This is a genomic window from Streptomyces sp. NPDC005728 (genome assembly GCF_040630895.1).
GTDB lineage: Bacteria > Actinomycetota > Actinomycetes > Streptomycetales > Streptomycetaceae > Streptomyces.
The window spans coordinates 32922-59281 of record NZ_JBEXYL010000062.1; the positions used below are offsets into that span (position 1 = coordinate 32922).

20 protein-coding genes and 3 pseudogenes are annotated in these 26360 nt (G+C 72.0%); 9 read left to right on the forward strand and 14 right to left on the reverse strand.

All coding sequences use genetic code 11. The features are described from left to right. Positions 1-279 precede the first annotated feature (279 nt). Entirely contained in the window at positions 280-2061 is a 1782-nt protein-coding gene (locus ABZ471_RS32350; protein ID WP_359071426.1) for an ABC transporter ATP-binding protein, read from the reverse strand. Then, on the reverse strand, positions 2058-3884 hold the full coding sequence (locus ABZ471_RS32355) for an ABC transporter ATP-binding protein (protein ID WP_359071428.1): 1827 nt from the start codon (positions 3882-3884) through the stop codon (positions 2058-2060). Before ABZ471_RS32355 ends, ABZ471_RS32350 begins: the two co-directional genes overlap by 4 nt. A 236-nt stretch (positions 3885-4120) precedes the next feature. On the opposite strand from ABZ471_RS32355, the gene ABZ471_RS32360 reads away from it, so the two are divergent. The 3 genes and pseudogenes from ABZ471_RS32360 to ABZ471_RS32370 all read left to right on the forward strand — a co-directional run bounded on the left by ABZ471_RS32360 (position 4121) and on the right by ABZ471_RS32370 (position 8140). Continuing rightward, on the forward strand, positions 4121-4876 hold the full coding sequence (locus ABZ471_RS32360; RefSeq protein WP_359071453.1) for a L,D-transpeptidase family protein: 756 nt from the start codon (positions 4121-4123) through the stop codon (positions 4874-4876). 81 nt (positions 4877-4957) lie between these two features. Beyond that, the gene (locus ABZ471_RS32365) at positions 4958-6592 is read left to right on the forward strand and encodes a peptide-N4-asparagine amidase (protein ID WP_359071430.1); all 1635 of its coding nucleotides are present in this window, start codon (positions 4958-4960) and stop codon (positions 6590-6592) included. A 168-nt stretch (positions 6593-6760) separates the two neighbouring features. Next, a pseudogene (locus ABZ471_RS32370) lies at positions 6761-8140 on the forward strand (cation:dicarboxylase symporter family transporter). Positions 8141-8199: 59 nt separating this feature from the next. On the opposite strand, the gene ABZ471_RS32375 reads toward ABZ471_RS32370, so the two are convergent. Further along, on the reverse strand, positions 8200-8649 hold the full coding sequence (locus ABZ471_RS32375; protein WP_359071431.1) for a MarR family transcriptional regulator: 450 nt from the start codon (positions 8647-8649) through the stop codon (positions 8200-8202). Positions 8650-8764: 115 nt separating this feature from the next. On the opposite strand from ABZ471_RS32375, the gene ABZ471_RS32380 reads away from it, so the two are divergent. Next, positions 8765-10573, forward strand: coding sequence for an ABC transporter ATP-binding protein (locus ABZ471_RS32380; protein WP_359071432.1), 1809 nt, complete (start codon positions 8765-8767; stop codon positions 10571-10573). 74 nt (positions 10574-10647) lie between these two features. Then, positions 10648-11541 (forward strand): endolytic transglycosylase MltG, encoded by an 894-nt coding sequence (mltG, locus tag ABZ471_RS32385; RefSeq protein WP_359071434.1) that lies wholly within the window; start codon positions 10648-10650, stop codon positions 11539-11541. Positions 11542-11556: 15 nt separating this feature from the next. Here the strand turns inward: mltG and ABZ471_RS32390 are convergent, their stop codons facing one another. The 5 genes and pseudogenes from ABZ471_RS32390 to ABZ471_RS32410 all read right to left on the reverse strand — a co-directional run bounded on the left by ABZ471_RS32390 (position 11557) and on the right by ABZ471_RS32410 (position 15632). Continuing rightward, positions 11557-12642, reverse strand: coding sequence for an NAD(P)-binding domain-containing protein (locus ABZ471_RS32390; RefSeq protein WP_359071436.1), 1086 nt, complete (start codon positions 12640-12642; stop codon positions 11557-11559). An 81-nt stretch (positions 12643-12723) separates the two neighbouring features. Next, a pseudogene (locus ABZ471_RS32395) lies at positions 12724-13736 on the reverse strand (ABC transporter substrate-binding protein). 45 nt (positions 13737-13781) lie between these two features. Continuing rightward, a complete protein-coding gene (locus ABZ471_RS32400) occupies positions 13782-14537 on the reverse strand; it encodes an ABC transporter ATP-binding protein (protein ID WP_359071438.1) in 756 nt (251 codons plus the stop codon). Beyond that, on the reverse strand, positions 14510-15412 hold the full coding sequence (locus ABZ471_RS32405) for an ABC transporter permease (protein WP_359071439.1): 903 nt from the start codon (positions 15410-15412) through the stop codon (positions 14510-14512). The genes ABZ471_RS32400 and ABZ471_RS32405 overlap by 28 nt, the downstream gene beginning before the upstream one ends. A 136-nt stretch (positions 15413-15548) precedes the next feature. Beyond that, positions 15549-15632 (reverse strand): putative leader peptide, encoded by an 84-nt coding sequence (locus tag ABZ471_RS32410; RefSeq protein ID WP_349817350.1) that lies wholly within the window; start codon positions 15630-15632, stop codon positions 15549-15551. Positions 15633-15754: 122 nt separating this feature from the next. Here ABZ471_RS32410 and ABZ471_RS32415 point away from each other — a divergent pair, with 122 nt between their 5' ends. The 3 genes from ABZ471_RS32415 to ABZ471_RS32425 all read left to right on the forward strand — a co-directional run bounded on the left by ABZ471_RS32415 (position 15755) and on the right by ABZ471_RS32425 (position 18275). Beyond that, positions 15755-16177, forward strand: a complete 423-nt coding sequence (locus ABZ471_RS32415) for a secondary thiamine-phosphate synthase enzyme YjbQ (protein WP_359071441.1) — start codon at positions 15755-15757, stop codon at positions 16175-16177. A 239-nt stretch (positions 16178-16416) separates the two neighbouring features. Continuing rightward, the gene (locus ABZ471_RS32420; protein WP_094222296.1) at positions 16417-16620 is read left to right on the forward strand and encodes a cold-shock protein; all 204 of its coding nucleotides are present in this window, start codon (positions 16417-16419) and stop codon (positions 16618-16620) included. A gap of 170 nt (positions 16621-16790) precedes the next feature. After that, complete coding sequence (locus ABZ471_RS32425; protein WP_359071443.1) at positions 16791-18275, forward strand: DEAD/DEAH box helicase; 1485 nt, start codon at positions 16791-16793, stop codon at positions 18273-18275. 135 nt (positions 18276-18410) lie between these two features. On the opposite strand, the gene ABZ471_RS32430 is transcribed toward ABZ471_RS32425, so the two are convergent. The 3 genes from ABZ471_RS32430 to ABZ471_RS32440 form a co-directional block, all read right to left on the reverse strand. Beyond that, positions 18411-19151 (reverse strand): class I SAM-dependent methyltransferase, encoded by a 741-nt coding sequence (locus tag ABZ471_RS32430; RefSeq protein WP_359071445.1) that lies wholly within the window; start codon positions 19149-19151, stop codon positions 18411-18413. A 119-nt stretch (positions 19152-19270) separates the two neighbouring features. Beyond that, the gene (locus ABZ471_RS32435) at positions 19271-19486 is read right to left on the reverse strand and encodes a DUF4177 domain-containing protein (protein ID WP_116152660.1); all 216 of its coding nucleotides are present in this window, start codon (positions 19484-19486) and stop codon (positions 19271-19273) included. 211 nt (positions 19487-19697) lie between these two features. After that, a complete protein-coding gene (locus ABZ471_RS32440; protein ID WP_359071447.1) occupies positions 19698-20885 on the reverse strand; it encodes a cytochrome P450 in 1188 nt (395 codons plus the stop codon). Positions 20886-20984: 99 nt separating this feature from the next. On the opposite strand from ABZ471_RS32440, the gene ABZ471_RS32445 reads away from it, so the two are divergent. Continuing rightward, entirely contained in the window at positions 20985-22277 is a 1293-nt protein-coding gene (locus tag ABZ471_RS32445) for a hypothetical protein (RefSeq protein ID WP_359071448.1), read from the forward strand. A gap of 7 nt (positions 22278-22284) precedes the next feature. Here the strand turns inward: ABZ471_RS32445 and ABZ471_RS32450 are convergent, their stop codons facing one another. The 3 genes and pseudogenes from ABZ471_RS32450 to ABZ471_RS32460 all read right to left on the reverse strand — a co-directional run. Next, positions 22285-23106, reverse strand: a complete 822-nt coding sequence (locus ABZ471_RS32450) for a LuxR C-terminal-related transcriptional regulator (RefSeq protein ID WP_359071455.1) — start codon at positions 23104-23106, stop codon at positions 22285-22287. Positions 23107-23345: 239 nt separating this feature from the next. Beyond that, on the reverse strand, positions 23346-25088 hold the full coding sequence (locus tag ABZ471_RS32455; protein WP_359071450.1) for a hypothetical protein: 1743 nt from the start codon (positions 25086-25088) through the stop codon (positions 23346-23348). Then, positions 25085-26197, reverse strand: a pseudogene (locus tag ABZ471_RS32460) (VWA domain-containing protein); the annotation flags it as partial. The gene ABZ471_RS32455 and the pseudogene ABZ471_RS32460, both read right to left, overlap by 4 nt. Positions 26198-26360: the final 163 nt, after the last annotated feature.

The window sequence follows — 26360 nt, forward strand, 5'->3', positions numbered from 1 at the left end:
CCCCCCGGCCAGGCCCCGCCGCCGTACCCCGGCCAGGCCCCGCCCGCGTACACCTGCGCGGGCTCGCCCCCGCGCCCCTGGCAATCTTCGCCTGCCCGTCGCGCTCTCCGCGGCAGCCCACCGGTGCCGCGAGCGCCGCAGTGCTGCGTGCGTTCGGTCCGTCGCGGCTGCTCACCTGTGCCATGCATGGACCAGTGTCGTGTGCGCCTCGTCCGTCGTGGCGGCTCACCCGTGCGGCGAGCGCCGCAGTGCTGCCGACGTTCGGTCCGCCGCGGCAGCTCACCCGTGCCACGAGCGCCACAGCGCTGCGTACGCCCCGTCCGCTGCGACCAGCTCCTCGTGGCTGCCCAGCTCACTGATGCGGCCGCTCTCCACGACGGCGATCACATCGGCGTCGTGAGCGGTGTGCAGGCGGTGGGCGATGGCGACCACGGTGCGGCCGTCGAGGACGCGGGCCAGGGAGCGTTCCAGGTGGCGGGCCGCGCGCGGGTCGAGCAGCGAGGTCGCCTCGTCCAGGACCAGGGTGTGCGGGTCGGCCAGCACCAGCCGGGCCAGCGCGATCTGCTGGGCCTGCGCCGGGGTGAGCGCCAGCCCGCCGGAGCCGACCTCGGTGTCCAGGCCGTCGTCCAGCGCCCGCGCCCAGCCGTCCGCGTCGACCGCGCCCAGGGCCGCCCACAGCTCGGCGTCGGTGGCGCCGGTGCGGGCCAGCAGGAGGTTGTCGCGCAGGGAACCGACGAACACGTGGTGCTCCTGGTTGACGAGGGCGACGTGCGAGCGGACGCGTTCGGCCGGCATCCGGGAGAGTTCCGCGCCACCGAGGGTGATGCGGCCGTCCCGCGGCGCGTAGATGCCGGCGAGCAGCCTGCCCAGGGTGGACTTGCCCGCGCCGGAGGGGCCGACGAGGGCCAGGCGGGTGCCCGGGGCGACCTTCAGGGAGACCTTGCGCAGCACATCGACGCCCTCGCGGTAGCCGAAGTGCACCCGGTCGGCGTGCACGTCCCGGCCACCGGGGGCCAGCGCGGCGTCCCCGGCGTCCGGCTCGATGTCCCGGACGCCGACCAGACGGGCCAGCGACACCTGGGCGACCTGCACCTCGTCGTACCAGCGCAGGATCAGGTTCACCGGGTCGACGAGCATCTGCGCGATGAGCGCACCCGTGGTCAGCTGGCCCACCCCGATCCAGCCCTGCAGCACGAACACGCCGCCGGCCATGAGGACCGAGCCGAGCACGAGGACGTGGACGGCGTTGATGACCGGGAAGAGCACGGACCGCAGCCACAGGGTGTAGCGCTCCCAGGCGGTCCACTCCTTGATCCGCGTCTCCGACAGGGAGATGCGCCGGGCGCCCAGGCGGTGCGCCTCGACGGTGTGGCCCGCGTCCACGGTCTCGGCCAGCGCCGCGGCGACGGCGGCGTACCCGGCGGCCTCGGAGCGGTAGCCGGAGGGCGCCCGTTTGAAGTACCAGCGGCACCCCGCCACCAGCACCGGTACCGCGAGCAGCACCGCGGCCGCCAGCGGCGGGGCCGTCACGATGAGCCCGCCGAGCAGCAGCAGGGCCCAGACGACACCGATCGCCAGCTGCGGCACGGCCTCCCGCATGGCGTTGGCGAGGCGGTCGATGTCAGTGGTGATGCGGGAGAGGAGGTCGCCGGTGCCCGCCCGCTCCAGCACGCCCGGCGGCAGCCCCACCGAGCGGACGAGGAAGTCCTCGCGCAGGTCGGCCAGCATCCGCTCGCCGAGCATCGCACCCCGCAGCCGCACCTGCCGGACGAAGAGGGCCTGCACGAGAAGCGCGAGCACGAACAGTCCCACGGTCAGGCCCAGATGAAGTTCCCGCGCCCCGTCCGACACCCGCTCGACGAGGCCGCCGAGCAGGTACGGGCCCACCATGGAGGCCACCACGGCCACCGTGTTGACGGCGATGAGCAGCAGGAAGGCCCGGCGGTGCCGACGGAACAGCTCGGTCACGTAGGCGCGCACGGTCGAGGCCGCGCCGACGGGCAGGGTGGTGGCGGTCGTCGGGGCCGCCGGGTCGTACGCCGGTGGCGCAACGCCGATCATGCGCTCTCCTCGATCTCTTCCAGTCGGTCGAAGGCGCCCAGGAGGGCGCCCTCCTCGGCCAGATCCGCGTCTGCGTCGACCGTGGCCAGTTCCTCGTCGGTCTCCCTGGTCACCACGGCCCGGTACCGCGGTTCGGTGTCGACCAGTTCGCGGTGCACGCCCACCGCCGCGACCTCGCCCGCGTGGACGAGAGCGATCCGGTCCGCGCGGTCCAGCAGCAGCGGCGAGGAGGTGAACACGACCGTCGTCCGGCCCGAGCGCAGCCGGCGCAGCCCGTCCGCGATCCGGGCCTCGGTGTGCGAGTCGACCGCGGAGGTCGGCTCGTCCAGCACCAGCACCTCGGGGTCGGTCACCAGGGACCGGGCCAGCGCGAGCCGCTGGCGCTGGCCGCCCGACAGGGAACGGCCGCGCTCGGTGATGCGGGCGTCCATCGGGTCGGCGGTGTCCAGTGATCCCTGTACGAGTGCGTCCAGGACGTCCTCGCACTGCGCGGCCGTCAGCGCGTCCTCGGCGCGCACGGCACCGGAGGAGGGAACGTCGAGCAGTTCGCGCAGCGAGCCGGACAGCAGCACCGGGTCCTTGTCCTGGACGAGGACGGCGGTGCGGGCGCTGTCGAGCGGGAGGTCGTCGAGCGGCACCCCGCCGAGCAGCACCGCGGGGCCCGGCTCGGCGGGGTGGCCGCCGAGCCGCTCCGCGAGCCGGCCGGCCGCGTCCGGGTCACCGCACACCACCGCGGTGAGCCGGCCGGCGGGCGCGAGCAGACCGGTGGCCGGGTCGTACAGGTCGCCCCCGGGCACCTCGGCCGCGCGGGATCCGTCGGCGTCCGTGGACCGCTCCAGCGACAGCACGCGCGCGGCCCGCTTGGCCGAGGGCCGGGAGAAGGAGTACGCCATGGCGATCTCCTCGAAGTGCCGCAGCGGGTAGTTGAGGACCATGACCGCGCTGTACACGGTGACGAGTTCGCCGACCGTGATCCGGCCCTGGCGGGCCAGGTGGATGCCGTGCCAGACAACCGCGATCAGCAGCAGTCCGGGCAGCAGTACCTGGATCGCGGAGATCAGCGACCACATCCGGGCGCTGCGCACGGCCGCGTGCCGTACCTCCTGCGAGGCGCGGCGGTAGCGGTCGAGGAACAGCTCCTCACCGCCGATCCCGCGCAGCACCCGCAGCCCGGCGACCGTGTCGGAGGCCAGCTCGGTGGCCCGGCCCGCCTTCTCGCGCTGGATGTCGGCGCGACGCGTGGCCCGGGGCAGCAGCGGCAGCACGGCGAGCGCGACGACCGGCAGACCCACGGCGACGACCACACCGAGGGCCGGCTGGTAGACGACCAGGCCCACGCAGACCACGACGACCGTCAGCGCGGCGGCCGTGAAGCGGGAGACGGCCTCGACGAACCAGCCGACCTTCTCCACGTCGCCGGTGGAGACGGCCACCACCTCGCCGGCCGCGACCCGCCGGGTCAGCCCGGAGCCCAGCCGGGCCGCCTTTCGCGCCAGCAACTGCTGGATCCGGGCGGCCGCGGTGATCCAGTTGGTGACGGCGGCCCGGTGCAGGAAGGTGTCGCCGACGGCGATGCCCGTACCGCACAGCGCCATCAGACCACCCGTCAGGGCGAGCCGGGTGCCGGAACGGTCGATGACCGCCTGGACGGCGAGACCCACGCAGAAGGGCAGGGCGGAGACGGAGACGAAGTGCAGCAGGCCCCAGGCGAGTGCTTTGAGCTGGCCGCCCAGCTGGTTGCGCCAGAGCCACCACAGGAAGTGAGGACCCGAGCGTGCATCAGGTACGCCGGGGTCGGGATACGGAAGGTCTTGGATCTGCATGACTTCCCATTGGCTCGTGTCAGGGGTGATGGGGGCGGCGACAAGCCGTGACAGAGTCGCGTCGCAGAGTGGTGAATTTCAAACGGTTTTCCCAGCGGCCTGCGCGGTCCGCCGGGTTCCGGCCACGTGCCACGGCCCGGTGGGGCGTGCCTCGCGCAGGCCCGTGGTCCGGCTCGGTGGGTGTCCGGAAGGCGGCACATTCGGCCGGTACGCGATGCCACCATGGTCGCGTGCAAATCAGCGGCGTGTGGCGTGTGACGGCCGCGGTGGCGGCCTGCGGGACCTTCCTTGCGACCCTCTCCGCGTGCGGCGGCGCCGTGCCAGGAGAGACCCGCGCCGAAGGGGCTCAGGGCCGCCGCGACCAGAGCACACACAGCTCCACCGGGCAGGGCGCTCCCGGAGGCGGCACGACCGGGATCCCGGGTGTCGGCGAGCGTCTGTACCGGCGGATTCCCGCCGTCTCGCGCCAGGTCGTCGCCGTGTACGGCGAGGGCAGCGGCTCGGCCGACTCCACAGTGGTGCTGTACACCCGGCAGGGCGCCGGCTGGCGTCCGGCGGGCGGCTGGCCCGCTCACAACGGCCGCAACGGCTGGACGCTCCATCACCGGATGGGTGACGAGCGCAGCCCGGTGGGCGTGTTCACGCTCTCCGACGCGGGCGGTGTGCTCGCCGACCCGGGGACCAGGCTGCCCTACGACCAGGACGCGGGAGCCTATGCGCCTCCGGCCGAGTGGGACGAGGCGCACCAGCACGACTTCGACTACGTCATCGCCATCGACTACAACCGGCTCAGGGGGACCCCGCCGCACGACCCCACCCGTCCCGAGGGCGAGGGCAGAGGCGGTGGCATCTGGCTGCACCTCGACCACGGCAGCGGCACCTCGGCCTGCGTCAGCCTCTCCAAGGAGGTCATGAGGTACCTGCTGCACACGCTCGACCCCGCTCTTCACCCGGTGGTGGTCATGGGCGACCGCGAGGAACTGCACGCCTGAGGCGTGCTCCCCGGCCGGGACTGGCCGAACCGCCCGAGGCCTCATTGCGGGGCGGACCCGTCTGCCCGTAGAACACCGGCCATGAGAAGACGGATAGTCATGTCCATGCTCGCCGGGGCGGCCCTCCTCGCGGGCACGCTCTTCGGCACCGGTGCCACGGCCGCTCAGGCGGGGACCCGAGCGGCCGTCCGGGCCGCCGACGTTCCGGCCGAGTTCGGTACCGACTGGCACGACCCGGTGACGGCTGCCCCGTCCGTCGCCCGGCCGCAGGGCCGGTCCTGCCAGGTCACCCTCGCCGAGGCCCAGTTCCGTGACTTCACCCCGTACCGGGGCGCGTACACACCGCCCCGCGGCTGCGGCGACCGCTGGAGCAAGGTCGTCCTGCGCCTGGACGGCAAGGTGAAGGGCCGTCAGTACGACCGCCTCGGCTATCTGCACGTCGGCGGCGTGGAGATCCTGCGCACCTCGACGCCCGAGCCGTCACCGGACGGCATCGAGTGGCATGTGGAGAAGGACGTCACCCGTTACAGCGACACCTTCCGCGGCCCGCAGGACGTCGAGATGCTCATCGGGAACGTCGTGGACGACACCTACACCGGCGTCATCGACGTCAGGGTGACGCTCACCTTCTACGCGGGCAGGCCCGAGGCCCCGGCCCCCGACCGCGTCCTCACCCTCGCCGACACGCCCGACGGCACGACCCTCACCACCCCGCGCAACAGCGAGCGCATCGTCGCCGAGGTGTACGCCACCGGATCCGGCGGCGGCTGCGAGGAGTTCTGGTACCTCACCGTGGCCGACCCGGCGTCGTACTCCTGCAAGGCCGACCACGGGCCCTACCGCGAGGTGCAGATCAAGGTCGACGGCCAACTTGCCGGAATCGCCGCGCCGTTCCCGAACGTGTGGACCGGCGGCTGGTCCAATCCCTTTCTCTGGTACGTCGTCCCGGGCCTGCGGGCCTTCGACGTCAGGCCTGTCGAGTACGACCTCACGCCCTTCGCCGGGCTCCTGAACGACGGACGCCCGCACCGCGTCGAGGTCTCCGTCGTGGGCGTGCCCGCGGGGCAGTCCGGCTGGAGCGCCCCCGTGAACGTCCTCGTCTGGCAGGACGCCCGTCGCGCGCACGTCACCGGCGCGCTCACGGAGGACAAGGCGACCGATCTCGCCAACTCCTCGACCTACACGCCCGGTTCGGAGAACAGCGTCGACACCGCGGCGGGCCATCGCCTCACCGTCTCCGGATACCTGAACACCTCGCACGGCCGCGTGACCACCACCGTCACCCGCACGCTCGCGAACACCTCCGCCCACCGCTGGACCGACGGCGAGAACACGGACGGGCTGGACGCGACCTGGACGGACGACGAGACGGTCGGTGTCCGGGGTCAGGGGCCCGCCCGGACGACGCACACGCACCGGACGTACACGATGAACGGCGCCACGACCCTCGGCGCGGACGACCGGCTGCGCACCGTGCTGACCCTCGGCGACCGGGCGACGGTCGTGGAGCGGCAGGGGGGCCGGCGCACCGCGTGGTCGCGGTTCGACGACACCTACAGCGGCGACGCCGCGTACACGATCAACGTCCCGCGCGACCAGCGGCACGCGGTCGGCACATCGAGCGAGCGCTATCGCCGCTACGGCTCGGACGGCTGCTACGACCGTTCGCTGACGAGCGTTCAAGGGGTGCTGACGGACGACCGCAGCCGCTGCTGAGGCCCGCGGTAGGGCGTGCGCCACTCGCGGTGTGATCTACACGGCTGTCACGCGGGTGTCTCGGGCGCGATCAACGGTCCCTCCAGAGTGATCGACACGGAAACCGCCTTCCGGATCGCAGAAGTACCCTCCGGCTTCTGTGTGTCGACGTCCCCTCCAGGAGTGCCCGTGCCGCAGTCCGTACCGTCTCTGCCGCGACGCGTCGCACGCATACTGCGAACCTCCCTCTTCGCGCAGGTCGCCTGCCCGCTCGTGCTCGGCATCGTCGTCGGAAAGCTGTGGCCGGACTCGGCCACGGCTTTCCAGCCGCTCGGCGACGGTTTCGTACGCCTGATCAAGGCGGTGATCTCGCCGCTGGTGTTCTGCGTGGTCGTCGTCGGCATCGCCAGGGCCGGTGACCTGAAGGCCTTCGGGCGGATCGGGCTCAACGCCCTGATCTGGTTCGAGGTCGCCTCCACGGCCGCGCTGCTGATCGGTCTCATCGCCGCCAACGTGGTCGGTCCGGGCTCCGGCATGCACGTCGATCCGGCCAAGCTCGACGCCTCGGCGCTCGACCAGAAGACCCAGGGCGGATCGCTGCCGTCCACCACCGAGTTCGTCCTCGACGCGCTGCCCGACAGCTTCGTCGGCGCGTTCGCCGACAACGCGTTGCTCCAAGTCCTCGTGCCGGCCTGCCTGGTGGGCGCCGCGCTGCTCCACCTCGGCCACAGCAAGGTGCCGAAGATCCTGCCCGCGGTCGAGCAGGTGCAGGAGGTCGTGTTCGCGGTCGTCGGCTTCGTCGTGCGGCTGGCCCGATGGCCGTGTTCGGGGCGATGGTCCACCTGGTGGGGCAGTACGGCCTGGGCGTCATCAAGACCTACGGCAAGCTGATCGTCCGGTGCTACGCCGTCGCGGCCCTGTTCCTCGTGCTGCTCGCCGTCGCGCTGCGGCTGGTCAGCGGGCTGAGCCTGTGGAAGTTCGTGCGCTACACCCGTGAGGAGCTGCTGCTCGCGCTCGGCACCGCCTCCGGCGAGACCGTGATGCCGCGCATGATGCAGAAGCTGCGCCGGGCGGGCTGCCGGGACGACGCCGTGGGCCTGGTGCTGCCCACGGGCTACTCCTTCAACCTCGACGGCGCCTCGATCTACCTCCTACCTCTCGATCGGCACCCTGTTCATCGCGCAGGCCGTGGGCGTCGACCTCGGCCTCGGCCGGCAGATCACGGTCGTCCTCGTGCTCATGCTGACCAGCAAGGGCATGGCGGGCGTTCCCGGATCGGCCTTCCTCGCGCTGTCCGCGACCGCGAGTTCCCTCGGAGTCATCCCCGCCGGAGCGGTCGCCCTGCTGCTCGGCGTCGACCGGATCATGGACTCGATGCGCGTCACGACCAACCTGCTCGGCAACTGCGTCGCCGTCTTCGCGGTGTCCCGCTGGGAGGGCGCGCTGGACAGCGTACGGGCGAAGAAGGCGCTCGACGGCGAGATCACGGTCGCGGCGGAGGAGGTGTCGCGGGAGGCCGCCGCCGTGCCGGTGGCGTCCGTCAAGGAGCCCGGCCCCGAGGCCGGCTGACCCTCCCCGACCGCACGCGGCCCCCGCTCCGAACCTCGCCGAACGGGGGCCGCGGCCGTTCAGCAGCGGTTGGCCGCCTCGCCGTCGATCAGTGTGTCCAGCAGCACGCCGAGCACCTGGCGCTCCTTCTCCGTCAGTGGAGCGAGGATCTCCTCGGCGGCCGACCGGCGCGCGCCGCGCAGCTCGCGCAGGGTCGCACGGCCCTCGTCCGTCAGCTCGATCCGGGTCACCCGCCGGTTCGTCGGATCCGGCACCCGCCGCACCTTGCCGCCCGCCTCCAGCCCGTCGACCAGGGTCGTCACCGCGCGCGGCACCACCTCCAGACGCTCGGCGAGATCCGCCATGCGCGGGGGCGAGCCGTAGTGCGCGAGGGTGCGCAGCAGGCGGGACTGGGCCGGGGTGACGCCCACGTCGCGTCGCTCCAGGTGGCGCTTCTGGATGCGGTGCACCCGGCGGGTGAGCCGCAGCAACTGCTCGGCGAGCAGGCCGTCGGGATCGGGGGTGGTCATGCGGGAACAATATCAGGATGCCGTTCATTGTGAGTATAGGTAACAATGAGCTACGATCCGTCAGTCATCGTCGGCAGCTCTCCGCGCCGACGCCTGTTCACCTCCGTAGGAGCCCATGCATCCCGACCGTGAAACCTCCTGGAACCCACCTGCCGACGCCAAGGAACAGCCCCGGCAGGTGCGCCGCATCCTGAAGCTCTTCCGCCCCTACCGCGGGCGGCTCGCGATCGTCGGCCTCCTGGTCGGCGCCTCCTCGCTGGTCTCGGTGGCCACACCGTTTCTCCTGAAGGAGACCCTGGACGTCGCGATCCCCGACGGCCGCACCGGCCTGCTGAGCCTGCTCGCACTCGGCATGATCCTCAGTGCCGTCCTCTCCAGCGTCTTCGGCGTGCTCCAGACGCTGATCTCGACCACCGTCGGGCAGCGCGTCATGCACGACCTGCGCACCGCCGTCTACGGCCGCCTGCAGCGCATGTCGCTCGCCTTCTTCACCCGCACCCGCACCGGCGAGGTGCAGTCCCGCATCGCCAACGACATCGGCGGCATGCAGGCCACCGTCACCTCCACCGCCACCTCCCTCGTCTCCAACGTCACCAGCGTGGTCGCCACGATCGTCGCGATGCTCGCCCTCGACTGGCGGCTGACGGTCGTCTCACTGCTCCTGCTGCCGGCCTTCGTGTGGATCAGCCGCCGCGTCGGCAACGAACGCAAGAAGATCACCACCCAGCGCCAGAAGCAGATGGCCGCGATGGCCGCCACGGTCACCGAGTCGCTGTCCGTCAGCGGCATCCTGCTCGGTCGCACGATGGGCCGCTCCGACTCGCTCACCACGTCCTTCGCCGAGGAGTCCGAGCGCCTGGTCGACCTCGAGGTGAAGGCGAACATGGCCGGCCGCTGGCGCATGGCCGTGATCACGATCGTCATGGCCGCGATGCCCGCCGTCATCTACTGGACCGCGGGGCTGGCCCTCCAGTTCGGCGGCCCGCAGGTCTCGCTCGGCACCATCGTCGCCTTCGTCTCCCTCCAGCAGGGCCTGTTCCGCCCGGCCGTGAGCCTGCTGGCGACCGGCGTCCAGATCCAGACCTCCCTCGCACTCTTCCAGCGCATCTTCGAGTATCTGGACCTGCCGATCGACATCACCGAGCGCGCGGAGCCGGTCCACCTCGACGAGGTCAAGGGCGAGGTCCGCTTCGAGCAAGTCGACTTCCGGTACGACAAGGACGACGGGGCCCGTCCCGTCCTCCACGGCATCGACGTCACCGTGCCCGCAGGCGGCAGTCTGGCCGTGGTCGGCCCGACCGGCGCCGGCAAGTCCACGCTGGGCTATCTGGTGCCCCGGCTCTACGACGTCACCGGGGGCCGCGTCACCATCGACGGCGTCGACGCGCGCGACCTCGACTTCGACACCCTCGCCCGCGCGGTCGGCGTGGTCTCGCAGGAGACGTACCTGTTCCACGCTTCGGTCGCCGACAACCTCCGCTTCGCCAAGCCCGACGCCACCGACGAAGAGCTGCACACCGCAGCCCGGGCCGCCCAGATCCACGACCACATCGCCGCGCTGCCGGACGGCTACGACACCGTCGTCGGCGAACGCGGGCACCGCTTCTCCGGCGGCGAGAAGCAGCGTCTGGCGATAGCCCGCACCATCCTGCGCGACCCGCCGGTCCTCATCCTCGACGAGGCGACCAGCGCCCTGGACAACCGCACCGAAGCCGCGGTGCAGGACGCCATCGACGCCCTGTCGGCCGACCGGACGACTGTCACCATCGCCCACCGCCTGTCCACCGTCCGCGGTGCGGACCAGATCGTGGTCCTGGACTCCGGCCGGGTCGCCGAACGGGGCACGCACGAGGAGCTGCTGGAACTGGACGGGCGGTACGCGGCCCTGGTGCGCCGGGATGCGCAGCTGGAACCGACGGGCTGACGCACGACGGCGATCGCAGCCGACAAGCTGACGATATGTCGGATTTACGGTGATATGCGTATTACCGTACCCGCATGTACTCGAACACTCCGCCACGCAGCACGATGCGACTGACGCGCCGGGGCAGGCTCCTCCTCATCGTGACCGGCGCCGTCCTGGCCGGCACCGCCGTGGCGGTGCCGCTGCTGAGCCGGGGCGGCGGTCACGTAGCGGTGAAACCGCCCTCCACACTGGTCATCCCGGAGGGCTGGCGCGCGAGCCAGGTCTACGACGCGATCGACAAGGCCCTCGCACTGCCCTCGGGCAGCACCGCGAAATCGATCTCCAAGGCCGACCTGCAGTTGCCCAGCGCGGCCGCGGGCAACCCGGAGGGCTACCTCTTCCCGGCCACCTATCCGTACGAGAAGGGGGCGACCCCCGAGTCGCTGCTGCGATTCATGGTCGACACCGCCAAGAAGAGGTTCGACGGGACCCCGGTCGCGGCCGGGGCGCAGCGCAGCCCGATGAACGTCTACCAGTCCGTCACCATCGCCAGCATCGCCCAGGCCGAGGCCGCCACCAAGGCCGACATGGGGAAGGTGGCCCGGGTCATCCTCAACCGGCTGCAACGGGGCATGCCGCTGCAGATGGACTCCACGATCAACTACGCGATGAACCGCAACACCGTGCACACCAGCGTGGACGACACCCGCATGGACAGCCCGTACAACTCCTACCAGCGCATGGGTCTGCCGCCGACCCCGATCGACAACCCCGGCGAGGACGCGATGCATGCCGCGATCAACCCGCCGCCCGGCGAGTGGCTGTACTTCGTCACGCTCAAGCCGGGCGACACCCGCTTCACCGCCGACTACTCCGAGCACCTGCGCAACGTGGCCGAGTTCAACGCCCGCCACCAGGTAACGGGACAGCCGCAGGCGGCCGGCAGCAGCCCACAGCAGCTGCCAGGCACACAACCGCCCCGCTGAGCAGCCTGCGGGGCATCACACGGCGACCGACCTGACCGGCTCCTCGGCCAGCAGCCGCCGGATGTCCCGTACGGCCGCGCGGCCGGTCCGGTTGGCACCGATCGTGCTGGCCGAAGGGCCGTAGCCGACGAGGTGGATGCGTGGATCCGCGACGGCGCGGGTCCCCTCGACCCGGATCCCGCCCCCCTGCTCGCGCAGCCGCAGCGGCGTGAGGTGATCGAGGGCGGCGCGGAAGCCGGTGGCCCAGAGAATGACGTCGGAGTCCACGCGGCGCCCGTCGCTCCACTCCACACCGTCCGGGGTGACCCGGTCGAACATGGGCAGCCGGTCCAGGACCCCGTCGGCCAGGCCCTGCCGGATGGCGTCGTTGAGCGGAAGTCCCGTGACGGAGACCACACTCCTCGGCGGCAGGCCCTGCCGTACCCGCTCCTCCACCAGCGCCACCGACGCCCGGCCCGCCTCCTCGCCGAACGGGCCCTCGCGAAAGACCGGGGGCCGCCGAGTGACCCAGGTGGTGGCCGCCGCGTACGGGGCGATCTCCAGCAGGTGCTGGGTGCCCGACGCGCCGCCGCCGACGACCACGACCCGCAGTCCGGCGAGTTCCTCGGGCCCGGCGTACTGCGCGGTGTGCAACTGCCGTCCGCGGAAGGTCTCCTGACCGGGGTAGCGCGGCCAGAACGGCCGGTCCCAGGTGCCGGTGGCGTTGATGAGCGCCCGCGTGGACCAGATGCCGTCCGAGGTCTCCACGAGCAGCCGCCCGGCGTCCCCCTCACGTACGGCCCGTACGTCGACGGGGCGCCGTACCCGCAGGTCGAAGGCGTGCTCGTAGCGGTCGAAGTACGCGCGGATGACCTCCGCCGAGGGCCGCGCCGGATCGGCGTCCGTCAGCTCCATGCCGGGCAGGGAGTGCATCCCGTGCACCTTGCCGTACGTCAGCGAAGGCCAGCGGAACTGCCAGGCGCCGCCCGGCCCCGGGGAGTGGTCCAGCACCACGAAGTCGCGGTCCGGCCCGAAACCGGCGCGCCGCAGGTGATAGGCGCCGGACAGACCGGCCTGTCCGGCGCCTATGACGACTACCTCGACCTCGCGCATCTCGTTCACGCTCCTGCCAACCGCGAGGCGGCCGTGGATCTTCCCGGAGGCCGGGCGCCCCTCGGCGACCGGCTCGGGGACACCGGGAACTCAGCTCTTGGCCGGAGTCGTCGACGGGGGCAGGTCGCCGTTGAACCGCCTGTCCACGAAGTCGCCGAAGTCCACCTCCTCGGGATGAGCCGCAACTCGGTGAAGGTGTCGGCGATCTTCTGCTCGGAGGCGACGAGCGGCTGATCGACGGCGACCGGGACGCGCGTGGCATTGCTGCGCTTCACCGAGGCCAGTGCCACCTCGTAGGGCAGTCCGGTGTCCTTCGCCCACACCTTGGCCCACTCCTCCTGGTGGTCGTGGACCCACGCCTGTGCGCGCCGCAGTCGTGCCAGGTAGTCCTTGACGGCAGCGGCCTTCTTCGGATCCTTCAGCGCGGCGGGCGCGGCCACCTGGAAGGTGAGCCCGTTGGTGATGCCGTCGCCGGTGGTGAGTACCCGGCCCTGCTTGGCCTGAAGGATCTGGGAGGTGTACGGGTCCCACACCGCCCACGCGTCCACCTTGCCGGAGGTGAACGCGGCGAGCGCGTCGGCCGGCTGCAGGTACTTGACCTTCACGTCGCTCAGGCCGAGTCCGGCCGCCTCGAGGGAGGCGACCAGCTGGTAGTGCGCGGAGGAGCCCTGCGCCACGGTGATCGACCTGTCCTTGAGCTGGTTCGGCCGCGTCAGCTTCGAGTCGTTCGGCACGAGGATGGCGTCGCCCTGGGACCTGACGTGCCAGGCGGCCACCACCGAGATCTTCGAGCCGGCTCCGGCCGCGAAGACGGGCGGGGTGTTGGCGACACCGCCGATGTCGACGGCCTTGGCGTTGACGGCCTCCAGCAGCGGCGGGCCGGAGGTGAACGTCGACCACTTGATCTTGTAGTCCAGGTTCTTCAGCTCGCCCGCGGCCCTCAGGATGGCCTCCGAACCGCTCTTCTGGTCACCGACGTTGAGCGTGACGGAGCCCTTCCCGTCGATGCCGGCGCCCGCGTCGGCGGACGAGTTCCCGCCGCAGGCGGTGAGCAGGAGGGCGAGGGGCAGGAGCAGTGCGGCGGGGGCGAGGCGTCGTCGCATGGCGGTTCCGTTCCAGTGCACGGGGGAGGGATCGAGCGGGGGTGTTCAGGCGGCTTCGGCGGCCGTGTCGACGCCGAGCCGCTCCAGCAGTCCGGAGCGGAGCCCGGCGAAGCGGGGGTCGGCGATGTCACGCGGCCGGTCGAGGTCTATGCGCTGTTCGTGGGCGATGCGGCCGCCGTCCATCACCAGGACGCGGTCGGCGAGCAGCACGGCCTCCTCGACGTCGTGCGTGACCAGCAGCACGGCGCAGCCGCGGCGCTGCCACAACTCGCCGACCAGCCGCTGCGCCTTGATCCGGGTCAGCGCGTCGAGGGCGCCGAACGGCTCGTCGAGCAGCAGCAGATCGGGCTCGCGCACCAGGGCCCGGGCGAGGGAGGCGCGCTGTGCCTCGCCGCCGGAGAGGGTCTTCGGCCAGGCATCGATGCGGTGGCCGAGGCCGACCTCGTCCAACGCCCGTTCGGCCACGGCGCGTTCGGGCCTGCCGGGCAGGCCGAGCAGTACGTTGCGCCACACCTTCTTCCACGGCATCAGCCGGGGTGCCTGGAAGGCGACGGCCCGGCGGCGGGAGACGAGGGCGGTGCCCTCGATGTCCCGGTCGAGGCCGGCGAGAATGCGCAGCAGCGTGGACTTGCCGCAGCCGCTGCGGCCCAGCAGGGCGACGAACTCGCCCGGTGCGATGTCGAGTCGGAGGTCGTCGATGACGGCACGTCCCTCGAAGGAGCGGGTCAGCCCTTCGACGTGCACTGCACTGGACACCCGGGTCGCCACGGGGCTCACCGGCCGGTGAACGTCGGTCGCCATTGCAGCAGCAGCCTTTCGAGGGAGCGGACGATGAAGTCGGCCAGCAGGCCGAGGAAGGCGTAGACGATCAGGCAGACCACGATCACGTCGGTGCGCAGGAAGTCTCGTGCCTGCACCATCAGGAAGCCGATGCCGGCGTCGGCGTTGACCTGCTCGGCAAAGACCAGGGCGAGCCAGGCGATGCCGAGCGAGTAGCGCAGCCCGGTGAGCGCGCCGGGCAGGGCGGCCGGGAGCACCACGTGGCGCACGAGACCCCAGCGGGACAGCCCCAACGACTCGCCGGCCTCGATGAGTTTTGAGTCGACGCCGCGGATGCCGGCGTACACGTTGAGATAGAGCGGGAAGGTCACGCCGAGCGTGATGATCGCGATCTTCGGGGCCTCGCCGATGCCGAACCAGATGATGAACAGCGGGATGAGGCCGACGAACGGCACCGTGCGCAGCATCTGTACGGGCGCGTCCACCAGGTCCTCGCCGACCCTGAACAGCCCGGAGAGCAGGGCCAGTCCGGTGCCGATCACGGTGCCGAAGAGCAGCCCGGCCGCGACGCGATGAAGTGAGGTGCCCATGGCCGAGGGCAGCGAGCCGTCGGCGACCAGATCCCAGCCGACCTGGGCGATCCGGCCCGGCGCGGCGAGCACGTCCGAGGCCAACAACCCCGTACTGCTGAGGAGTTGCCACAGGGCGAGCAGCAGCAGCGGGCCGGTGGTGCGACGCAGCCAGCGCGGGACACGGGCGCGGCGGCTGGAGGCCGGGACGAGAGGCTGGAGGTCCGGGGAGGAGCGCTCGGGCTGGGCCGGTCCGGCCTCGACGTATTTTGATATACCGGAAATATCGGGTTCCGGTGGGCCGGGTGGGGCATGGCTGATGCTCATGGATGCTCCACGGCAAAGGGGAGGGCGGGGGATACGGCTCGGCACCGCCGCGTCAGGCCCGCCTCACCGGCTCACGGGTGACGTGCGGGTACGGCGGCAGACCGCGCCGAAGGGGAGAAGAAGAGGGAAAAGGGCGTCAGCAGCCGCGGCGACACGCGGCGGAGGCCACCCGCAGCAGGTCGATGTGACCGCGCGTGGTGAGCAGGGCTGAACGCAACATGCGGCTGAAAGTAGCCAGACGGGAGCTCCGCGGTCAACGGCGTCTCGTCCGGTGGACCCGTCGCACCGGGAAACGGTCCCGCCGCGAGGTGTGAAACCCGGCGTATGGGCCAGGATGGGGGCATGTCAGATGCCTTCACCACTCGGATGCTGAACATCGCCACCGGTTCCCGGGAGCGGGTCGTCGACCTGACAGCCGACTGCGAGGAGTTCCTGCGCGAGGCGGCGGCCGGCCGTGACGGCCTGCTGAACATCTTTGTGCCCCACGCGACCGCCGGCATCGCCGTGATCGAGACGGGCGCCGGAAGCGACGACGACCTCCTGGCCACCCTGCACACCCTGCTCCCCGCCGACGACCGCTGGCAGCACCGGCACGGCAGCCCGGGGCACGGCCGCGATCACGTCCTCCCCGCGATCGTCCCGCCGCACGCGACCCTCCCGGTCATCGGCGGCCGGCTGGAGCTGGGCACCTGGCAGTCCGTGTGCCTCGTGGATACGAACAGGGACAATCCGAACCGGAAGGTCCGTCTGTCGTTCCTGGGGTGAGGTGGCGCGGAAAAGAATCGGATGTTCCATGCCGAGGCGGGGTAAAGTAGTGCGGATGTGGGTACCGTGCTAAACTGGCGGTAGTTGCAGTTGTGGTTCCCGAAACTTCAAGTGCCTTGGCGGCTGTATGTCGTCGGGCATTTTTGTATCTCCGGTGCTTATCCGGACGGGGTTCATTGTCGCAACGCAGGGGTTCACACGGTGTGGGCCCCCGGGCACTGTCCCCAAGGAGATGTGACATGGCTACTGGCACCGTCAAGTGGTTCAACGCGGAAAAGGGCTTCGGCTTCATCGAGCAGGACGGCGGCGGCCCTGACGTCTTCGCGCACTACTCGAACATCGCCACCCAGGGTTTCCGTGAGCTCCAGGAAGGCCAGAAGGTGAGCTTCGACGTCGTCCAGGGCCAGAAGGGTCCGCAGGCGGAGAACATCACTCCCGCCTGACGCTGAAGCGTATGACATAGCTGGGGCCCCGCCTTGTGGCGGGGCCCCAGTTTACTGCTTTTTGCATTTCAGTGGATTTTTTGATCTCATATTCGGCTCGTTCTTGCAATTCGTCCGACTTATTTCTGTCGGGAATTCCTCGATGCGTGCCCCGTCGAGGAAGGTTCTCCATGAGCCGTTCAGCTCGCACGAACGATCGTTTTCGTCCCCAGCGGCAGGGTCGCCCCGACGCTGGTTCAAGCGGCAACAGGCGCCGTCCCTCCGCACCACAGGGAGAGTTCGCACTACCGGACACCGTCACCCCCGCCCTCCCCGCGGTCGCGTCCTTCGGTGAACTGGACATGCCCGTCGAGTTGCTGGAGATGCTCACCAGCCTTGGCCTGGACAAGCCGTTCCCGATCCAGGCCGCCACATTGCCGAACTCCCTCGCAGGGCGCGACGTCCTGGGCCGTGGGCGCACCGGATCGGGCAAGACGATCGCCTTCGGCCTGCCGCTCCTCGTACGCACGGCCGGTCAGCGTGCCGAGTCGCGGAAGCCGCTGGCCCTGATCCTCGTCCCCACCCGCGAGCTGGCCCAGCAGGTCACCGATGCGCTCGCCCCGTACGCCCGGTTGCTGAAGCTGCGGCTGGCCACTGTGGTCGGCGGGATGTCGATCGGCAGGCAGGCCGGCGCGCTGCGTGCCGGGGCCGAGGTGGTCGTCGCGACTCCTGGCCGCCTCGCGGATCTCCTCGAGCGCAGGGACTGCCGCCTGGACCGGGTGAACATCACCGTCCTGGACGAGGCCGACCAGATGGCGGACATGGGCTTCATGCCGCAGGTCACCGAACTGCTGGACCAGGTACGTCCCGACGGCCAGCGCATGCTGTTCTCGGCCACGCTGGACCGCAACATAGACCTCCTGGTCCGTCGTTACCTCCATGACCCGGTGGTCCATTCGGTGGACCCGTCGGCGGGCGCGGTCACCACGATGGAGCATCACGTGCTGCAGGTGCACAGCGCCGACAAGTACGCCACCGCCACCGAGATCGCTGCCCGCGACGGGCGCGTGATCATGTTCCTGGACACCAAGCACGCTGTCGACCAGTTCACCAGGCACCTGCTGAGCAGCGGCGTCAAGGCCGCGGCGCTGCACGGCGGCAAGTCGCAGCCCCAGCGCACCCGCACCCTGGCACAGTTCAAGACCGGTGACGTCACGGCGCTGGTGGCCACCAATGTCGCGGCTCGGGGCATCCACGTCGACGACCTCGATCTCGTCGTCAACGTCGATCCCCCCAGCGACCACAAGGACTACCTGCACCGCGGTGGCCGTACCGCCCGCGCCGGCGAGTCCGGCAGTGTCGTCACGCTGATCCTCCCCAACCAGCGCCGGGACATGGCCCGTCTCATGTCCGACGCAGGCATCAGGCCGCAGATCACACAGGTCCGCTCCGGCGAGGCCGAGCTGAGCCGCATCACCGGCGCCCAGGCTCCCTCCGGTGTCCCCGTCGGCGGCAGCGGCCCGGTCGCGGAGCGCCCGAAGCGCGGCGGTGCCCCCTTCCGCGGTATGGGCACCCGCCCGGGGCGGGCCGGCGGCGGTGGCGAATCTCGCCGGTCTGCTGAGGCCCGCCAGATTGCCGAGGCCCGCAAGGCCGCCCGGGTCCGTCGTGGCGCATAGGCCGGCAACGGTGCTCTCGTACCACCGCGCGTCCTGACCTCCCCGGTCCGCCTCGGGCTCCCCGAGGCGGACTTCCCGTGAGGGTGTGGACATGCCTGTACATCTCGGGGTCCCAGCGGACAAGGCTCAGGAGACTCAGGCCGGCTTGCGCCACACGGAGATGTGCTTCGTGGAGTCCTGCGTGAACGGCGCCCCGTTCCAGTCCGCGACGCGTCGTTCCAGCTCGAGCCCCGCGATCCGTGCCATCAGGTCGAGCTCCGCCGGCCACGCGTACCGGTGCCGGGAGCTGCCGCGGCGGTAGCGGCCGTCGTCGCCGTCGCGGGTGAAGTGGTGCGAGACGAGCATCTGCTCGGCCAGGTCGAAGGTGTCGAAGCCGAGATGCCGCACGGAGACGTCGAACGGCACCGCGACCTGGCCGGGCGGCAGGAAGCGCAGCGGCGGCACGCCCAACTCGATGACGAATCGGCCGCCGGGGGCCAGATGACGTGCGGCGTTTCGGAAGCACTCGACCTGCTCGTCCTGCGTGAGCAGGTTCGTGATGGTGTTGTAGACGAGATAGACCAGGGCGAACTCGCCGGGGACGGCGGTCGTGGTCATGTCCCCGATGGTGACCGGGAGCGTGTCCTCGTCGATCTTGCGTCGCAGGACCGCTGCCATGTGTTCGGACAGCTCGATGCCCACGACCGGTACGCCGCGTCTGCGGAGCGGGACTCCCACTCGTCCGGTTCCGACGGCGAACTCCAGCGCCCGGCCGTCTCCGGCGAGTTCGGTCAGGAAGTCGAGAGTCGGTCCTAGAACATCGGCCGAGGACATCCTGCTCTCTTCGGCGTCGTAGCGGTCGGCGGTCGCCCGGGTCCACAGCTCACTGCTCGTCACGGGCGGCTACTTTGCCGGGCGCGGCAGGGCGTTGTCGACGTGTTTTCACACCCTCCCGATGGCGGGCGCCAAGAACGCTCCGATCCTCTCGACCACCGGCTTCCTCGCCCTGAACGGTCTTATCGGCGCGGACGCTCCAGAGTGAGGAGCAGGCCCTCGACTGCACCGGGACCTATACGGCCCTTGACGTCGGCGGCCGTGATCGCCTTGAGCGCCCAGCCGTCCTCGGCGTGCTTGTTCAGAACCTTCTCCAGCTTGTCGCTGTCCAGTGCGTCTCCGATCAGTGACTCGCGGAAGGTGACGACCTTGTACTCGAGTGCGTAGGGGTTGCTCATGGCTGGGGCCTTCCCGTGGATGGACTGGCTGACGGAACCGGGGACAGCCAATCACCGATCGACGTTGCCGTACACGGCGGGGTGGGGGTCGGGTCATCGGGCCGTCCTCAGCGACAGCGAGCGCATCGGCGCTCACTCGCCCGAACCGCTCGCCACCTGGCCCTCTTCGACGGGCCGGTACAGCGCAACGTGGGAGCGGCCCTGCGTCGAGTCAGCGCTGCGCCGGCACGTCCCAGCGGACGCGCACAGCGGGTGGCTTCCGGAAGACCAGGCCTCTGGGCGCGGTGGGCGAGGCAGGGTCCAGCCGCAGGCCGGGAAGGCGGTCGAGGAGTGCGAGGAGGCACGCGCGGGTCTCCAGGCGGGCGAGGTGGGCGCCCAGACAGAAGTGCGGGCCGTGCGCGAAGGCCAGCTGGAGGCGGGAGTTGCCCCGTCGCAGGTCGAAAACGTCGGGGTCCTGGAAGACCGCGGGGTCGCGGTTCGCACCGGCGAGCGAGACGACCACCAGATCACCGCGCCGCACGTCGGCCCCGCCGATCCTCACGTCGGCGGTGGCGTAGCGGTCCACGACCGCCGCGGCGGGTTCCAGGCGGAGCGATTCCTCGATCGCCGCGTCGACCAGGCCCGGATCGGCATGTACGAGGGCGAGTTGACCCGGGTGTGCCAGCAAGTGCAGTACGGCGTTGGTGATCATGCCCTCGGTGGTTTCGATGCCGCCGAACATCAGCACGGCAGCGTTGGCGACCACCTCCGGCAGCTTCAGGCGCTTGTGCTCGGCCGCCGCGACCAGCAGCGAGGCCTCGCTTCCCGCCCCGACCGTCGCCTCGACGCTCTCTCGCAGCTGGTCGAACGCCGCCGCCCCGGCGGGGTTTGCCGGCACCCCGGCGGTGATGTCGGAGACCGCGCTCACGATGGCGTCGTACCAGGACAGCACCGCCTCGGCATCCGCGTCGACCAAGCCCAGCGCCTCGGCGACGACAGCGACGGCCAGCGGCCCGGCCACCTCCCGGCGCAGTTCGGCGCTGCCACGCGGCCGGATGCTTTCCACCAGCCGGGCGGCATCCTGCTCCACGAACCCGGTGAACCGGTCGTGCACGTCCTGCGTGCGGAACGGGTCGGTGAAGGGGGCGCGGTGCCGCTTGTGCTCGGCGCCCTCCAGGGAGAGCATGCTCGGACCGACCACCTGGGCGGTGGAGAAGCGGGGATCGTCCACCGTGAAGGTCGCCGCGTCGCGCATCACGCGCAGTGCGAGATCGCGCCGGGTAACCAGCCAGCCGCCCAGTACGGGGAGCCATGAAACCGGTTCGCGCTCGCGCAGCAGGGCCAGCCGGGGGTGGGGGTCGTCCTCCAGCTGGGTGAGCGTGGTCGCGGAGCCGAGCGGAAACCGGCGCGCTGTCACCATGGGAGCTGCCCCCTGTTCCTGTTCCTGGAATTCCGGCCTGCCCGGAGCGTATGCGTCTCCGGGGGTGAGCCGAGTCGCCACAGCAGGCTCAGCGAACTGGTGGCGGTGGACGGAGCCGACCTCATCGCGCTGAAGCCGCTGGACAGGGAGGGCGGCCTGACCCTGCTGGCCGACCACTGCGGGCAGGACACCGTGACGGCCGACCCGGCGGCGGCCGCGCGCCTCGTCGAGCTGTGCGGCGGCCTGCCGGTCGCCCTGCGCATCGTGGCGACCCGACTGCTCACCGACGACTCCCTCACCCCGGCCGACCTCGCCGGCGAACTGGAGGACGAGGCCGACCGGTTGGACGGCCTCTTGCTGCCCGGCAGCACCCACTCGGTGTCAGCCGTCCTCGGACCGTCCTACCGGCTGCTGCCACCCGGACCGGCCCGGATGTTCCGTCTGCTCGGCTGGGTCCCGGCCGGCCTCTTCGACGCCGGGGTCGCCGCCGCTGCGGCGGGCGTCGACACCCGGACGGCCCGACGGCTGCTGCGCGAACTCGCCTCCGCCAGCCTGCTGGAGACCGAACGCGACGGCCGCTACCGCCTGCACGACCTGGTCCGCCTGTACGCCCGAGAGCGGGCGGTCGAGGAGGAGCGGGCCGCCGAGGAGACCGCCCTGCTCGACCGGGTGGCGACCCACTACCTCGTACTCGTCGCCCTCGCCGACCGAGCCCTGCGCAAGGACCGGCTGCGGATCGCCGACCTGTCCGCGCTCCTGGCAGGGGCCGCCGACCCCTTCGCCGCCGTCGCCGGCCCCTCCGCGCTGAGCTGGCTCGACGCCGAGTGCGCCGCCGTCCTGGCCGTCCTGCCGGCCGCCGTACGCCACGGCCTGCACGCCGTCGCCTGGCCGCTGGCCGAGGCCTTCACGGCCCTCTTCCTCCACCACCGCTACCTGGGAGCCTGGAAGGAGTCCCTGGAACTGGGCGCCGAGGCCGCCGCCGCGCTCGCCGCGGCTCCCGACACCCCGGGCGACACCGCGGCCGACGCCACGGCAGGCGAGGCGCGCCTGCGCAGCCTGCTCTCCCGTCCGCTGACGGATCTGGGCGAGCACGACCGCGCCCGCACGGAGCTGGAGCGCGCCGTCACACTGGCCGAGTCGACCGACCGTCTGCTGCTGCGCGCGTCCGTCCAGGAGTTCCTGGGCCGCTACCTGGACCGTTCCGACCCGCCCCGCGCGGTGGAGACGTACCGGTACTGCCTCGACCTCAACCGGCGTGCCGGGGACCGGCGTGGCGAGGCCCTGGCCGCCTTGTTCCTGGGCTGCTCGAGGATCGAGGATCGAGGATCGAGGATCGAGGATCGAGGATCGAGGATCGCGCACCGTCGCCTTATCAAAGGACAAGTTGGCTGACAACCCTTCAGGTCTGCTCGCTCCCGGACCGCTCCACGGTAACCAATCGCGGAGGGCCGGCACAGGGCCCCCGGGAGCCGGGGGACGGGACCAGACCGAGCCGCTGGGCCCGCAGCACCGTGCCGACCCGGTCGCGGGTGCCCAGCTTGCGATAGATGTTCTCCACGTGCTTGTGCACCGTACGGGCCGAGATACCGAGGCGGCGGCCGATGGCGTCCGCGGTCAGGGCATCGGCGAGCAGGAGCAGGACGGCCGTCTCGCGGGGCGTCAGCGCGCAGTCCGCCGCCCGCTCGTCCGCCGTTCCGGCCGCGGCCAGAGCCCGCCGCCACTCCTCCAGCAGCTGCCGTTGCCGCTCCACGCCGGCCAGCAGCGGCTGCGCGCGCTCGGCCATCGTGAGGTGGTCGTCGGTGAAGTCCGCACCGGACCGGTAGACGAGGCACCCGGTGATCGGCGGGCTGCTGCCGGGCAGTGGTACACCGAGGACGTGGTCGGCGTCGAGGACGTCACGGAGCAGACGGGCCGTCGGGCTGCCCGGCCAGTCCCGGCCCGCCGCACGGTGCGCGGTGACCGGGGTGCGGTCGGGCCGGCCCGCGTAGTGGTGGGCGAAGGGGTAGCCCGCGCGCAGCAGACCCAGGTCCGACTCCCCGAGCCCGGCCAGTTCGACGGCGGCGGCGTCGGGCGAACCACCGACCGTGCCCTCGCTCTGGCTCCAGTCGTCCAGTTTGTGGACGACCGCCTCGCCGCCGCACAGGTCCGTCAGGGCGGCGCCGAGCAGCGGCCACAGACGCCCGGGCTCCCGTTCGTGGAGTGCCGCGACGGCGACCGCCATCAGGCGCTCGTAGGCCCTGTCCAGCCCGTGTACCACGTGTTCCTCTCCGTGTGCCGCCCACGCACTGCTGTCCTGCTCCGGCGGCTCCTACGTACTTGTACGCATACCCCTGCCGTCCCCGCCTGGCCCACACTTCAACCCGGCGGCACCGACCTGCTCGGACGCACGCCGGGCGGGCCGCCGACGCGGGGGAACGGCGGCCCGCCCGGCGTGGCCGCCACCCCTCGCTCTCGCCTGCCTCAGGCACCCCAGGCCGCGGCGCACAGCGCGCGGTCGACCTCGTCGGTGTAGCGGGCGGCGGCCAGCCAGGCCCGGGCGAACCGGTCGGTGTCCGCCGGCAGGAGACGGCCGAAGACGTCACGGGACCGCTCCGCCGCGGCCGCGTGGAGTTCGTCCAGGAGGTCACCCGCCGTCGCCAGGCCGTGGCGGCTCAGCCGCCGGACGTCGGCGGCCGCGTTCGACGGGAAGGACAGCACGAGCCGGCCGCCCGAGGCCGCCTGGTGCACACGGCGGCGCAGCAGGTGCACCGGGGCCTCGTCGGTCACGGGCGCGCCGGCCGCGGCGGCGGGTGCGGCGGGCAGGTCGGCATGCTGCAGCCGGTCCAGGCCGGCATCGACGCGGGTGCCGGGGAGGGTGGGGTGCTCGGCCGCCAGCAGCAGGGCCCGGGGGTGCGGGGCCGGGACGAGCCGGACCACGATCCGCAGCCGGCTGCCCCGGGCCGCGGCCAGCAGGCGGAGGTTGTCCCGGTGGGGGAGCGCCGGATGGTCGTGTGCGGCGGTCAGCCGCAGCGCGACGCCCTCGCAGTCGGCGAGCAGACAGTCGCCCGCCGCCTCCCGTACCGCGCCCGTCAAGGTGACGTCGAGGAAGAGCAGGTCGTGGCCGCCGGTCAGGGCCCGGGACACCTGCTCGGCGACCGGTACCGCCCAGAGCCCGTCCAGTGGCTCCGCGCGCCAGTCGGCACCGGACGCCCGGACCGCCCGCACCCCCGCGCCCGCCCCGAGCCGACCCGTCGGCGACACCGTCGCCCCCGACACCGCGAGCCCCGCCCGGGACAGTTCCCGGTGCGTCAGGGCCGTGTCACCGATGCGTACGGCGCGGTCGGCCGCTCCGACCGCCCGCCCGGCGCCGCCCGGCGCCACGTCCGACACCTGGTACAGGCGGCCCTCGGCGTCGGCGGTCCAGGTGACGGCGCCGGCGTACCCGCTCGCCGTGAGCACCGGCTCGGAGAAGACGCCGTACAGCCGCAGCGAGCCGTCCGGGCGGTACGGCTGCCGTACGGTGCCGCGCAGCTCGGTCAGTTCCGGGCCCTCGGCGTGCGGGATGCGGTGGGCCGACGACAGGGCGGCGCGCAGGGAGGTGACGAGGTCGGTGAGGTGGTACGCCGGGTCGGCGGAGCGGGCGGCGCGCAGCGCGCTGACCACGGAGACGGTCGTGGCGGCGGCCCGGGGGAGTCCCGCGAGCCGCGCCGTGTGCGCCGCGCGCAGCAGCTCCGCCTGGAGCACCGCCCCGGCACCGTCCGTACCGGCCTCGAGTACGGCGGTCGCGGCGGCGCGGACGGCACGGGCGGCGGCGCACTGCTGGGGCGTGGCCCGCTCGGGTTCCGCCTTGTCCACCGGTTCAGGTGAACCGGTCTCCACCTCACCGGAGTTGGCCGCCGCGGCCGGTTCCGCAATGGGTGCTGCTGAGGCCGCCGCGGCGCGGTGCAGACAGTCCGGGGCCAACAGGCAGCCGCAGCGGACGGCCTCGGCGCTGGTCACCGTGCCGCCGGGGGCGTGGAGTTCGATGTCGGTGCTGTCGTCGACGGCGATCCGCACGGTGTCGCCGTCGCGGACGGCCGGGCGGTCCGCCAGTTTGGCTATGCCCACGTCGAGCCGCTTGCGCAGCCGGGGCGAGAGTGCCGCGACGAGTTCGGCGGTCACGGACGGGGCGACCGGAGGCAGAACCGTGCTCACACGCTGCTCGCTCTCGAGATCCTTGCTCATGCGATCTTCTCCCCTACCCAGCGGGCGAGTTCGAGCGGACTGAGGGCCGCCACGGGCATCCCCGCCGCGACGAGTTGGCTCGCGACCCCGGTCGAGTACCGGGGACGCCCGGCGTCGTCCAGGCTCGCGCATCCGAGAACCTGGCAGCCGGCGCCGACCAGGGCGCGGACCTCGGCGAGCAGTCCGCCGAGCGGGTAGCCCTCCTCGAAGTCGCTGACGACCACCACGAGCGTCCGCGAGGGCACGGTGACCAGTTCGCGCGCGTGCCGCAGCCCGGCCGCGATGTGCGTACCGCCGCCCACGCTGACCTCCAGCAACAGCGACAGCGGGTCCTCGACGTGGTCGGTCAGGTCGATGACCTCGGTCGAGAAGGCCAGGAAGTGCGTGGACAGGGTCGGCACCCCGGCCAGTACGGACGCCGTGATCGCCGCCCAGATCGTGGACGCCTCCATGGACCCCGAGACGTCGGTGACCAGGACCAGCCGCCAGTCGGCGGCCTTTCGGGCCCGGGTGCGGAAGACGGGACGCTCGGGGATGACCTGGACCGTGCCGTCCGGAGTGCGGCGCGCGGTCGCCAGGTTGGCCCGCAGGGTGCGGGGCAGGTCGAGTCCGCCGCCCGGACGCCGACTGGGGCGTGGCAGCGCGGTGCCGTGCAGCGCCGGACGCAGCCGTGTGGCCATCTCCCGGGTCAGCGCGTCGACCAGGCGCCGCACGAGCGGACGCAGCGCGGCCAGCCGGGCCTCCGGCAGCCCGCCCGCGTGCCGGAGCACCGAGCGGAGCAGGTCGACGGAGGGCCGTACGGTGTCCGGGTCGAGCTCCCGGAACACGTCCTGCCGGCCCGTCGCCGCGGCCGCCGCCAGCACCTCCTCCCGGATGCCCGGCCCGAACAGGGCCGCCAGCTCCTCGGACCACTCCCGCACCCCGGGATACGGCGCCTCCCGGCCGCCGCGCCCCGCACCGACGAGGTCGCCACGGCTGCCCTCCCCGCGTCCGTGGCCGTACAGCTCGTCCAGCGCCGTCGCCAACGAGCGGGCGGAGGCGGGAAGTTGGTCGCTGCGGCGGCCCAGCACCAGGCGCCAGCGATCGGCCGGCGTGAGCCGGTGCTCGGCGCCGGCCGCGGGGCCGACGGGTCCCTCGGCTACGGCGGGCGCGGCCTCCTGCCGCCGGGGCGGCGGCACAGGGCGAGAGCGTCCGGACCGGGAGGCGGGAAGCGGACGGGGTCCGTGTCCGGGTCCTGGGTCACCTCCCATGTGTAGTGCCGCCGGTACCAGC